At 56.7% G+C, this 11,158-nt stretch carries 12 protein-coding genes and 1 riboswitch; of the genes, 6 read left to right on the forward strand and 6 right to left on the reverse strand.

Going from position 1 to position 11,158, the window contains the following annotated elements:
- The 3 genes from thiE to rsd form a co-directional block, all read right to left on the reverse strand.
- The gene (gene thiE / locus FCL49_RS24165; protein ID WP_174355442.1) at nt 1-639 is read right to left on the reverse strand and encodes a thiamine phosphate synthase; all 639 of its coding nucleotides are present in this window, start codon (nt 637-639) and stop codon (nt 1-3) included.
- Nucleotides 632-2,575: a phosphomethylpyrimidine synthase ThiC gene (gene thiC / locus FCL49_RS24170; RefSeq protein ID WP_254611140.1), complete on the reverse strand. Its 1,944-nt coding sequence runs from the start codon at nt 2,573-2,575 to the stop codon at nt 632-634. Before thiC ends, thiE begins: the two co-directional genes overlap by 8 nt.
- Before the next feature lie 115 nt (nt 2,576-2,690).
- Nucleotides 2,691-2,815: riboswitch (TPP riboswitch) on the reverse strand.
- A 39-nt stretch (nt 2,816-2,854) separates the two neighbouring features.
- A complete protein-coding gene (gene rsd, locus FCL49_RS24175; RefSeq protein WP_135314768.1) occupies nt 2,855-3,358 on the reverse strand; it encodes a sigma D regulator in 504 nt (167 codons plus the stop codon).
- Between the two features lie 99 nt (nt 3,359-3,457).
- Between rsd and nudC the strand changes: the two genes are divergently transcribed.
- The 6 genes from nudC (at nt 3,458) to FCL49_RS24205 (ending at nt 7,834) form a co-directional block, all read left to right on the forward strand.
- The gene (gene nudC / locus FCL49_RS24180) at nt 3,458-4,225 is read left to right on the forward strand and encodes an NAD(+) diphosphatase (RefSeq protein WP_174355443.1); all 768 of its coding nucleotides are present in this window, start codon (nt 3,458-3,460) and stop codon (nt 4,223-4,225) included.
- A gap of 40 nt (nt 4,226-4,265) precedes the next feature.
- A complete protein-coding gene (gene hemE / locus FCL49_RS24185) occupies nt 4,266-5,330 on the forward strand; it encodes a uroporphyrinogen decarboxylase (RefSeq protein ID WP_135314770.1) in 1,065 nt (354 codons plus the stop codon).
- A 9-nt stretch (nt 5,331-5,339) separates the two neighbouring features.
- Nucleotides 5,340-6,026: a deoxyribonuclease V gene (gene nfi, locus FCL49_RS24190; protein WP_174355444.1), complete on the forward strand. Its 687-nt coding sequence runs from the start codon at nt 5,340-5,342 to the stop codon at nt 6,024-6,026.
- A gap of 48 nt (nt 6,027-6,074) precedes the next feature.
- Nucleotides 6,075-6,665: a YjaG family protein gene (locus FCL49_RS24195; RefSeq protein ID WP_135314772.1), complete on the forward strand. Its 591-nt coding sequence runs from the start codon at nt 6,075-6,077 to the stop codon at nt 6,663-6,665.
- 188 nt (nt 6,666-6,853) lie between these two features.
- The gene (gene hupA / locus FCL49_RS24200; RefSeq protein ID WP_012004757.1) at nt 6,854-7,126 is read left to right on the forward strand and encodes a nucleoid-associated protein HU-alpha; all 273 of its coding nucleotides are present in this window, start codon (nt 6,854-6,856) and stop codon (nt 7,124-7,126) included.
- 69 nt (nt 7,127-7,195) lie between these two features.
- The gene (locus tag FCL49_RS24205) at nt 7,196-7,834 is read left to right on the forward strand and encodes a DUF1481 domain-containing protein (protein WP_217434550.1); all 639 of its coding nucleotides are present in this window, start codon (nt 7,196-7,198) and stop codon (nt 7,832-7,834) included.
- A 46-nt stretch (nt 7,835-7,880) separates the two neighbouring features.
- On the opposite strand, the gene purD is transcribed toward FCL49_RS24205, so the two are convergent.
- From purD to FCL49_RS24605, 3 genes are all read right to left on the reverse strand, one after another.
- On the reverse strand, nt 7,881-9,164 hold the full coding sequence (gene purD, locus FCL49_RS24210; RefSeq protein WP_174355445.1) for a phosphoribosylamine--glycine ligase: 1,284 nt from the start codon (nt 9,162-9,164) through the stop codon (nt 7,881-7,883).
- A 51-nt stretch (nt 9,165-9,215) separates the two neighbouring features.
- On the reverse strand, nt 9,216-10,805 hold the full coding sequence (gene purH / locus FCL49_RS24215) for a bifunctional phosphoribosylaminoimidazolecarboxamide formyltransferase/IMP cyclohydrolase (protein WP_017891336.1): 1,590 nt from the start codon (nt 10,803-10,805) through the stop codon (nt 9,216-9,218).
- A gap of 58 nt (nt 10,806-10,863) precedes the next feature.
- On the reverse strand, nt 10,864-11,158 hold a 295-nt coding region (locus tag FCL49_RS24605; protein ID WP_217434547.1), incomplete at its 5' end, for a hypothetical protein.

Here is an 11,158-nt window from a genome sequence, read left to right on the forward strand (position 1 = left end):
TCACTCCTTGCCTTCAATCAGTTGCAGTAGTTGTGCGGTCGCTGCGCGCCAGTCCGCGGCCTGGGTAATGGCGCTGACCACGGCAACGCTACCGACGCCACAATCCAACACTGCCGCTACGCGATCGATACTGATCCCGCCGATCGCCACCGTTGGGTAGTCACTCAACCCGGCGACATGGCGCTTTAGCTCCATCAGACCCTGTGGGGCGGAAGGCATATCTTTGGTTTGCGTCGGGAAAATATGCCCCAGCGCGATATAGGAAGGTTTCACTGCAATGGCGCGGGCCAGTTCGCTATCGTCATGGGTAGAAACCCCTAAACGCAGCCCGGCGCGGTGAATGGCGGCCAGATCGGTAGTATCCAAATCCTCCTGGCCGAGATGTACGCCATAGGCACCGTGTTTAATCGCCAATTGCCAGTAGTCGTTGATAAACAACCGGGCGTGGTAGCGCTTGCCGAGGGCAATGGCGGCGGCAATGTCGTCTTCGACCTGCTCATCCGGCAGATCCTTAATCCGCAGTTGAAGGGTGGTGACGCCCGCCTCCAGTAAACGGGCAATCCATTCAACGCTGTCGACCACCGGGTATAGCCCCAACTTGTGAGGCGTGGCGGGGAAAGGGGTGGTGATATCAGTCATTGCTCAGTTCCTCTTGCAGGTTGCCGGCGCTGTGGTACAGCTCGCTGCCGCGTGAGCGGAACTCGGCCGACATCTTTTCCATGCCGGTTAGCTGCACTTCTATCGGTTTGGCCGCTTCCTGCGCGGCGGCATAGTCGCGAACTTCCTGCGAAATTTTCATCGAGCAGAATTTTGGCCCGCACATAGAGCAGAAGTGGGCGATTTTGCCGGATTCCTGCGGAAGGGTTTCGTCGTGATAAGCGCGAGCAGTGGCGGGATCGAGCGCCAGATTGAACTGGTCTTCCCAGCGGAATTCGAAGCGAGCCTTGGACATGGCGTTATCGCGGATCTGCGCGCCAGGGTGTCCCTTGGCCAGATCGGCGGCGTGAGCGGCAATTTTGTAGGTGATCAGCCCCTGTTTGACGTCCTCTTTGTTCGGCAGCCCGAGGTGCTCCTTCGGCGTGACGTAACACAGCATGGCGCAGCCGAACCAGCCGATCATCGCGGCCCCGATGCCGGAGGTGAAGTGGTCATAACCGGGGGCGATATCGGTGGTTAGCGGGCCAAGAGTGTAAAACGGTGCCTCGTGGCAGTGCTCCAGTTCCTCGGTCATGTTGCGGCGGATCATCTGCATCGGCACGTGGCCGGGGCCTTCGATCATCACCTGCACGTCATATTCCCAGGCAATTTTGGTCAGTTCACCCAAAGTGTGCAGTTCGGCGAACTGGGCCTCGTCGTTGGCGTCCTGAATCGAGCCCGGCCGCAGGCCGTCGCCGAGGGAAAGAGAAACGTCATAGGCGGCGCAAATCTCACAGATTTCGCGGAAGTGCTGGTACAGGAAATTTTCCTGATGATGCGACAGGCACCATTTGGCCATGATCGAACCGCCACGAGAGACGATGCCGGTCAGGCGTTTGGCGGTCATCGGCACGTAACGCAGCAGCACGCCGGCGTGAATGGTGAAGTAGTCAACCCCTTGCTCCGCCTGCTCCAGCAGCGTATCGCGGAACATTTCCCAGGTGAGGTTTTCCGCCACGCCGTTCACCTTTTCCAGCGCCTGATAGATAGGCACCGTGCCAATCGGCACCGGGCTGTTGCGCAGGATCCACTCGCGGGTTTCGTGGATATAGCGCCCGGTGGAAAGATCCATCACGGTATCTGCGCCCCAGCGGGTGGACCACACCAGTTTCTCGACTTCTTCCTCGATCGAAGAGGTCACCGCCGAGTTGCCGATGTTGGCATTAACCTTCACCAGGAAGTTACGGCCGATAATCATCGGTTCGGATTCCGGGTGGTTGATATTGGCGGGGATGATGGCGCGCCCTGCGGCGACTTCCTGACGGACGAATTCCGGCGTGATGTTCTCCGGCAGGTTGGCCCCCCAACTTTGGCCTGGGTGCTGGTGGCGTAATACCTCGCCACGGATACGCTCACGGCCCATATTTTCGCGGATGGCAATAAACTCCATTTCCGGGGTGACTGTACCGGCACGCGCGTAGTGCAACTGGGTCACGCATTTACCCGCTTGTGCCTTGCGTGGCAACGGCAGATGTTCAAAGCGCAGGTGATCCAGGCCTTCATCGGCCAGGCGCTGCTGGGTGAAACCTGAACTGACGCCCTTGAGGGCTTCGGTGTCACCACGTTCAGCAATCCAACCGGCGCGTAGTTTCGCCAGACCGGTATGCACGTTGAGTTCGGATTGAGGGTCACCGTAAGGGCCGGCAGTGTCATACACCGGGATGGCTTCGTTTGGTTCGTACTTCGGGTTGTCCTTATCACCACCGATCAGCGTCGGACTGAGCTGGATTTCACGCATGGGTACCAGCAGATCGCTACGTGAGCCCTGCAGATAGATACGGTGTGAGTTGGGGAAGGAAACGCCTTGCAGGGTGTTGATAAACTGCTGGGCTTCTTCGCGTTGCTCTTTACGAGCACGGGGTTTCTTAACGTTAGACATAGCAAGTTCCTACCAGTGTGTTGGGTTGGGAAAGTTGCTTGTCTGGAGCTCGGAGGGAGTAATGATGCTGGCCGGCAAAGCGGGATTATCCCAAATCGGGGTCACCTGCCTGTGGCGATAGATTACTCTTGTTCCCTTCGCGGGTATTAACCCGATCAGGTTCCGCGGATCCCGAATTAACGGTCTCAGCCTGGCCAATTTGATGAACAAATCAGGCGCTAGGCACTCCGACAAGATGCCCTCCAGTATAGGAGGGATAATAAAAAAGACTACAAAATTTTAACGGGCCGGATCCAGCGTCTTGTCCGGTTCAGCCTGCTGCCAGGTTTCTGCCGCCAGTTGGATCAGCCTGTCTTCAAGGGTAAAGCGAGCCGCCAGCGTTTCACCGATGTCGGACAACGCCTGATGTAATTCCAGACACAAGTCCTGATCGATATCCGCATCGGTATAGCGATCGTGGAAAGCCATAATCTGCTCGGTATTGGCCCACAGCTTGGGATAGATGTTGACCGCCAGAGACATTTTCGGACTGGATGCGCCTTCCACTTGTTTGATTATTCTGTCATAGATATGAAAATGGCCGGCGGAGAGGTAATCCACCAGATTATGGCAAAAGTTCTCCAGCGCTTTTTCATTCAGCGGCGTATGCTTTTCTTTGTTAGGTTTAATGCCCACCAGGGCACAATAGGCGACCAGCAACTGCTTGCGTGCCTGAAGCCATTGATCTACTAATTCATTACTACCACCAACGCGCTGAGTCAGGCTTTCCAAACGGTTGAGCATGTTTGACTCCGTAAGTAATAAAACGTAACAGTAAGTTATTAAAATGTAACAAGGCCGATTTGTAGAGTGCCAGTGAAGCTGAGGTTGTGCAACAACGATATGGAACTTGCATTAACGGGTAATGAAAACGGCTGGTGGATCGTCAGCCATGAAAGCAAACTTTGGTTACCGAACGGTGAATTACCGTGCGGTTTGGCCGCGTCATTTTCCCTGCAGGGAAGAATGGCCCGTGTTATTGGCGAATGGGAAGGATTGCCGGTCTGGCTGGTGCGCCATGCGATGCCGCAGGAGATGGGCTCGGTACGCCAACTGCTTGAACTCGATCGCGGGCTGTTTCAGCTTGCCGGACGGGGCGTTCAACTGGCCGAATTTTACCGCTCCCATCGCTACTGCGGTTACTGCGGCCATGAGATGCATCTTAGCCGCACCGAAAGCGCCTGCCTGTGCGGCAACTGCCGGGAACGCTACTACCCGCAAATCGCCCCCTGTGTGATCGTTGCCATTCGGCGTGACGATGAGATCCTGCTGGCGCAACATGTGCGCCATCGCGGCGGCATTCATACCGTACTGGCCGGCTTTGTCGAAGTTGGCGAAACGCTGGAGCAGGCGGCCGCACGCGAGGTGATGGAAGAAAGTAATATTGAAATCAAAAACCTGCGTTATGTCACCTCACAACCCTGGCCGTTCCCGCACTCGTTGATGATGGCCTTCATGGCCGATTACCACCGCGGTGAGATCCGCCACGATCCGAAAGAGCTGCTTAACGCCGGTTGGTACCGCTACGATCGGTTGCCGCTATTACCGCCGCCCGGCACGGTAGCGCGTCGCCTGATAGAGGACACCGTAGCCTTATGCCGTGAGCAATAAATCGCTACAATACCGGCAGATGAATAAGGGAGCCCCATAAATGAATGAGTTGAAGAACGATCGTTACCTGCGCGCACTGCTGCGTCAGCCGGTGGATGTGACCCCTGTATGGATGATGCGTCAGGCCGGTCGTTATTTGCCGGAGTATAAGGCCACCCGTGCCCAGGCCGGTGATTTCATGTCGCTGTGCAAGAACGCGGAGCTGGCTTGTGAAGTCACGCTGCAGCCGCTGCGCCGTTTCCCGCTGGACGCGGCGATCCTGTTCTCCGATATCCTCACCATTCCCGATGCCATGGGGCTGGGCCTGTATTTCGAAGCCGGTGAAGGCCCGCGTTTCTCCTCGCCAATCACCAGCCGTGCCGATGTCGACAAGCTGCCGGCGTTCGACCCTGAAGTAGAACTGGGTTATGTGATGAACGCGGTGCGTACCATCCGTCGCGAGCTGAAAGGCGAAGTACCGCTGATCGGTTTCTCCGGCAGTCCGTGGACGCTGGCGACCTATATGGTGGAAGGCGGTAGCAGTAAGGCCTTCACCAAACTGAAAAAAATGATGTACGCCGAGCCGGCCACGTTGCATCTGCTGCTGGATAAGCTGGCAGACAGCGTCATCTTGTATCTTAACGCCCAGATTAAAGCCGGTGCGCAGTCGGTGATGGTGTTCGATACCTGGGGGGGCGTGTTGACCGGTCGTGACTACCGCGAGTTCTCGCTGCATTACATGCACAAGATTGTTGACGGGCTGCTGCGTGAAAACGACGGCCGCCGTGTGCCGGTCACGCTGTTCACCAAAGGTGGCGGCCAGTGGCTGGAGGCGATGGCGGCAACCGGTTGTGACGCGCTCGGCCTCGACTGGACGACCGATATCGCCGATGCACGCCGTCGCGTAGGGGACAAGGTCGCGCTGCAGGGCAACATGGACCCTTCCATGCTGTATGCGTCACCTGAGCGCATTGGCCAGGAAGTGGAAACCATTCTGGCCGGTTTTGGCCACGGTGAAGGACACGTATTCAATCTGGGCCACGGCATTCACCTGGACGTGCCGCCGGAGAACGCCGGTGCCTTTGTTGAGGCGGTCCATGCGCAGTCGGGGAAATACCATCGTTAAGGATTGGATGTGATAGAGACTCAAGCCCTGCGTGCAGAACAGCTGCTGCGCGCCTCCGAAGTCATTCGCCAGGATGATTTTTTGGTCGATCCACCGGCCTTTATCGCCGGTGCCGATGTGGGCTTTGAGCAGGAAGGCGCGGTGACCCGAGCCGCCATCGCCATCCTGCGCTATCCGTCGCTGGAGCTGGTGGAATACCAGGTGGCACGGGTTGCCACCACCATGCCCTATATCCCCGGTTTCTTATCGTTCCGCGAATATCCTGCGTTGCTCGCAGCCTGGGAGCAACTGCATCAAAAGCCGGACCTGGTGCTGGTTGACGGCCATGGTATTTCGCATCCGCGCCGCCTGGGCGTAGCCAGTCATTTTGGCCTGCTGGTCAACGTGCCGACCATCGGCGTAGCCAAAAAGCGGCTGTGCGGCAAATTCGCCCCGCTGAACGAGGCTGTAGGTGCACTGGCCCCGCTGGAGGACAAAGGCGAGCAGTTGGGTTGGGTATGGCGCAGTAAGGCGCGCTGTAATCCGTTGTTTATCTCCACCGGTCACCGCGTCGGTGCCGACAGTGCACTGGCTTGGGTACAACGTTGCATGGCGGGTTACCGTTTGCCGGAACCTACACGCTGGGCCGATGCCATCGCCTCGCGCCGCCCGGCCTTCCAGCGCTGGCTGCAGCAGCATCCAGAGGTGTCGCAATGACCGATTTCGGGTACACTGCGGCGCAGATAACGCGTAAGAGAGTGAATAATGCTACGTAACCCGATTCATTTACGTCTGGAAAAGCTTGAAAGCTGGCAACATTTGACCTTTATGGCCAGTTTGTGCGAGCGTATGTATCCGAATTACCAGATGTTCTGCCTGCAAACCGAGTTCGGCGAACCGGCAATTTACCGCCGCATTCTGGATTTGGTGTGGGAAACGTTGGTGGTCAAGGACGCCAAGGTCAACTTTGACAGTCAGCTGGAGAAGTTGGAAGAGGCGATACCCTCGGCAGAAGATTACGATCTTTACGGCGTTTACCCGGCGATTGACGCCTGTATCGCATTAGGGGAACTGATCCATTCGCGACTCAGCGGGGAGACGCTAGAGCACGCCATCGCCATCAGCGAAACGTCTATTCGCACCGTGGCGATGTTGGAAATGACTCAGGCCGGTAAAGAAATGACCGACGATGAGCTCAAGGTTTTGCCTGCGGTAGAGGAAGAATGGGACATCCAATGGGAAATTTTCCGCCTGTTGGCTGACTGCGAAGAGCGCGACTTGGAACTGATCAAAGGGTTGCGTTCTGACCTCCGCGAGGCCGCGGTTAGTAATATTGGGATAAAATTAACGCAATAAGGCAAGAAAACGTGATTTAACGCCTGATTTGTCATGCCTTAAGGCTTCACATCCGCACCCTGTCTGGTCTACATTTGGGGGGCGGAAAAAAAGTGGCTATCGGTGCGTGTATGCAGGGAGTGCTGTACATCGGCATATCCGTCGCACTCGATGCTTTGCAAACGATAAACACACTGTAAGGATAACTTATGAACAAGACTCAACTGATTGATGTAATCGCGGACAAGGCTGACCTTTCCAAAGCACAAGCTAAACTGGCTCTGGAATCCACCCTGGCTGCTATTACTGAGTCTCTGAAAGAAGGTGATGCAGTACAATTGGTTGGTTTCGGTACTTTCAAGGTAAACCACCGCAACGAGCGCACTGGTCGCAACCCGCAGACTGGTAAAGAAATCAAAATCGCAGCTGCTAACGTGCCTGCGTTCGTTTCTGGCAAAGCACTGAAAGACGCGGTTAAGTAATACTGCGTGTTGGTGAAAAGATTAAACAGAGGGGCAATTGTGCCCCTTTTGTTTATCCGACAGGCGCTTATGGTCATCGGCATTGCCGCTGGCCTGAGCGCCTGCAGCAGTCATTCAGATCTTCCTTCCTTTAGTGCCAGCGGTTATGTGGCCGACCAGGGCGTTATGCGCCTGTGGCGTAAAGATGACGATCGACACCGCCCGCTGGTGTTGATGAGCGTCTACAGTCCCTATCGTGGGCCGGGTACCGTTACCACGCTGTACGAATATCAAGACGGCAAGCTGCGCCAGATTAAACGCACCGACGCCGATGGTGACCAAGACTCCATTCAATTGCGCTTTGCCGATGACGGCTACGTGAGCTTTATGCAGCGCCAACTGGCCACGCGGCGTGAACAACTGACCGCCGATGAAATCGCGCTGTATCAATATCAGGCACGACGCGTGCTGGAACTGAGCAATGCGCTGCGCGCCGGTAAAGTGAAGTTGCTGCAGGGGCGTTGGCAGCAGGGAGTAGTACAAACCTGTGATGGTCAAACGTTGAAGCCGGATCTCGATAGCAGTGCCGAAGCCTGGATCGCGCGACGTGCCCGCAGTAGCAGTCAGCCGGTGAATATAGCCTGGCTGGATGCGCCGGAAGGGCGTGAACTGCTGCTGGTGGCGAACGATGATTTTTGCAGTTGGGAACCGAAAGAAGACCAGCTATAAAAAAGGCCCCGCATTGCGGAGCCCGGAGTCACTCTCGATGTTCAGATCATTTGCCGCGCGCAATCGCGCGATAGCCAATGTCCTTGCGGCTGAAACTACCCGGCCACTGAATACCTTCCGCTAATTGATAGGCGCGTTGTTGCGCTTGAGCCACCGTCTCACCCAGTGCGGTTACGCACAACACGCGACCCCCGCTGGTGACCACGTCATCGCCCTGCATGCGGGTACCGGCATGGAACACCTTACCGTCGGCACTTTCCTGCTGTGGCAGACCCTGAATGACTTCACCGTTGTTGTAATCCCCCGGATAGCCGCCGGCTGCCAACACTACGCCTAGCGCAGGACGCTCATCCCACTCTGACGTTTTCTCACCCAGTTTTCCTTCTGCGCCGGCCAGACACAGCTCGACCAGATCAGAACGCAGGCGCAGCATGATCGGTTGCGTCTCCGGATCGCCAAAGCGGCAGTTGAACTCAATCACCTTCGGCTGGCCGTCGGCGGAGATCATCAACCCGGCATAAAGGAAGCCGACGTAGGTATTGCCTTCCGCAGCCATGCCACGCACGGTTGGCCAGATGACCTGATCCATGGCGCGCTGGTGGATTTCATCGGTGACTACCGGTGCTGGGGAGTAGGCACCCATACCACCGGTGTTCGGGCCGGTATCACCGTCGCCGACACGTTTGTGATCCTGGCTGGTGGCCATCGGCACCACGTTCTCGCCGTCGACCATCACGATAAAGCTGGCTTCTTCACCTTCAAGGAACTCTTCCACCACGATGCGGTGACCGGCATCGCCAAAGGCATTACCGGCCAACATGTCCTGCACCGCGTCTTCCGCTTCCTGCAACGTCATGGCGACGATCACGCCTTTGCCGGCAGCCAGGCCGTCGGCCTTGATAACAATGGGGGCGCCTTTGCTGCGCAGATAGGCCAGCGCGGGTTCAACCTCGGTAAAGTTCTGGTATTCGGCGCTCGGGATGTTATGACGTGCCAGAAAGTCTTTGGTAAAGGCTTTAGAGCCTTCCAATTGGGCCGCAGCCTGGGACGGGCCGAAGATTTTCAGGCCGGCGGCCTGGAAGGCGTCGACCACACCAATCACCAGCGGCGCTTCCGGCCCGACGATGGTGAGACCGATATCATGGCTCTGGGCAAAGGCAACCAGCGCCGGAATATCGGTAGCGGAGATCGCGACGTTCTCGAGATTACTTTCTAATGCGGTACCGGCATTGCCCGGTGCCACATAGACTTTATCTGCCAACGGTGACTGAGCGGCTTTCCAGGCCAGCGCGTGTTCACGCCCGCCGTTGCCGATAATTAAAATATTCATCAGGTGCTCCACGCAGAGCGTGCGCCGTAGCGCACGCGGCAAAAAGAAGGATTAATGGCGGAAGTGGCGCATGTCGGTGAAGATCATCGCGATGCCGTGCTCATTGGCGGCGGCAATCACTTCGTCATCACGGATCGAACCGCCTGGCTGGATCACACAGCTGATACCCACCGCTGCGGCGGCATCAATGCCATCACGGAACGGGAAGAAAGCGTCAGACGCCATGGCAGAACCTTTGACTTCCAGGCCTTCGTCTGCGGCTTTGATCCCGGCGATCTTGGCGGAGTAAACGCGGCTCATCTGGCCGGCGCCTATACCGATGGTCATGTTGTCGCGCGCATAGACGATGGCGTTGGACTTCACGAACTTGGCGACTTTCCAACAGAACAACGCATCACGCAGTTCCTGTGCGGTCGGCTGACGTTCAGACACCACGCGCAGATCGCCTTCGTTCACCATGCCCAGATCGCGGTCTTGCACCAGCAGGCCGCCGTTGACACGTTTGAAGTCGAGGGCGGCAATACGTTGTTGCCATTGGCCGCAGGCCAGTACGCGCACGTTCTGTTTGGCGGCCAGCAGGGAGCGAGCTTCCTGACTGATGCTCGGCGCGATAATCACTTCTACAAACTGACGGCTGATGATGGCCTGTGCGGTGGCGGCGTCCAGTTCGCGGTTGAAGGCGATGATGCCACCGAAAGCAGAGGTTGGGTCGGTTTGGTAGGCGCGTTCATAGGCGGCCAGAATATCATCGCCGATCGCCACACCGCACGGATTGGCGTGCTTGACGATCACGCAGGCCGGCTCGGCGAATTCCTTCACACATTCCAGTGCGGCGTCGGTATCGGCGATGTTGTTGTAGGACAGCGCTTTGCCTTGCAGTTGTTCCGCGGTGGCGACAGAGGCTTCCTGAACGTTCTCTTCTATATAGAAGGCCGCTTGCTGGTGGCTGTTCTCACCGTAGCGCATATCCTGCTTCTTTATATAGTTGAGGTTCAGGGTGCGAGGGAAACGGCCGGCAGGCTGTTCGGTATCGCCATGGTAGGCAGGAACCAGTGCGCCGAAGTAGTTGGCGATCATGCTGTCGTAAGCGGCGGTGTGTTCGAAGGCTTTGATGGCCAGATCGAAACGGGTGGTGTATTGCAGAGAACCGTCGTTGTTATCCATCTCGGTAATAATAGCGGCGTAGTCGCTGCTCTTTACCACGATGGCGACGTCTTTATGGTTCTTGGCCGCGGAGCGCACCATGGTTGGGCCGCCGATGTCGATGTTCTCGACGGCGTCTTCCAGTGAGCAGTTCGGACGTGCCACGGTTTGGGCGAACGGATAAAGGTTTACCACCACCATATCGATCGGCTTGATGTCATGCTGGCCCATGATGGCGTCGTCCTGGCCGCGGCGGCCCAGAATACCGCCGTGTACTTTGGGGTGTAGGGTCTTAACTCGTCCGTCCATCATTTCCGGGAAGCCGGTGTAGTCGGAAACTTCGGTAACAGGCAGGCCGGCATCTGCCAGCAGGCGGGCGGTGCCACCGGTGGAGAGCAGTTCAACGCCACGCTGGGACAGCGCTTCGGCGAATTCAACGATACCGGCTTTGTCAGAGACGCTGAGCAGGGCCCGGCGGATTGGACGAGGTTGTTGCATGATTTTATCCCTTGGCTTTGGAGTCGCAATAAAAGAGCGTTACGTGAATTTCCACCTTCTACTCTTTATAAGGAAAGGTTTTTCTCTCTATAAAGGGGTAATCAGGCACAGATTCAGGTAACGCCCCCATAAAAAGGGGAGCGTTTCGTCGCGGGGAATTGTAGCGAAAACGTTTGCGTGGCGCTCGTAAAATTTCCGGGCAAATCACTTCTGTGGATAAGTTTGTTAACAACAGGGTATAAAGCGGGGTTTTGCTGTGGAATGCAGCAAACGATCGTTTTTGTCGAAAATACCTATTGCGGCCTCCTGAGAACTCCCTATAATGCGCCTCCATCGACACGGAACATGTGAAC

Source organism: Serratia proteamaculans, assembly GCF_013337185.1.
Classification (GTDB): domain Bacteria; phylum Pseudomonadota; class Gammaproteobacteria; order Enterobacterales; family Enterobacteriaceae; genus Serratia; species Serratia proteamaculans_D.

Excerpts from the sequence above, each read along its gene's own strand:
- thiE (WP_174355442.1), bottom strand. The coding sequence starts at position 639 with ATGACTGATATCACCACCCCTTTCCCCGCCACGCCTCACAAGTTGGGG.
- purH (WP_017891336.1), bottom strand. The coding sequence starts at position 10,805 with ATGCAACAACCTCGTCCAATCCGCCGGGCCCTGCTCAGCGTCTCTGAC.
- thiC (WP_254611140.1), bottom strand. The coding sequence starts at position 2,575 with ATGTCTAACGTTAAGAAACCCCGTGCTCGTAAAGAGCAACGCGAAGAA.
- purD (WP_174355445.1), bottom strand. The coding sequence starts at position 9,164 with ATGAATATTTTAATTATCGGCAACGGCGGGCGTGAACACGCGCTGGCC.
- nudC (WP_174355443.1), top strand. The coding sequence starts at position 3,458 with ATGGAACTTGCATTAACGGGTAATGAAAACGGCTGGTGGATCGTCAGC.
- rsd (WP_135314768.1), bottom strand. The coding sequence starts at position 3,358 with ATGCTCAACCGTTTGGAAAGCCTGACTCAGCGCGTTGGTGGTAGTAAT.
- hupA (WP_012004757.1), top strand. The coding sequence starts at position 6,854 with ATGAACAAGACTCAACTGATTGATGTAATCGCGGACAAGGCTGACCTT.
- hemE (WP_135314770.1), top strand. The coding sequence starts at position 4,266 with ATGAATGAGTTGAAGAACGATCGTTACCTGCGCGCACTGCTGCGTCAG.
- FCL49_RS24195 (WP_135314772.1), top strand. The coding sequence starts at position 6,075 with ATGCTACGTAACCCGATTCATTTACGTCTGGAAAAGCTTGAAAGCTGG.
- FCL49_RS24205 (WP_217434550.1), top strand. The coding sequence starts at position 7,196 with ATGGTCATCGGCATTGCCGCTGGCCTGAGCGCCTGCAGCAGTCATTCA.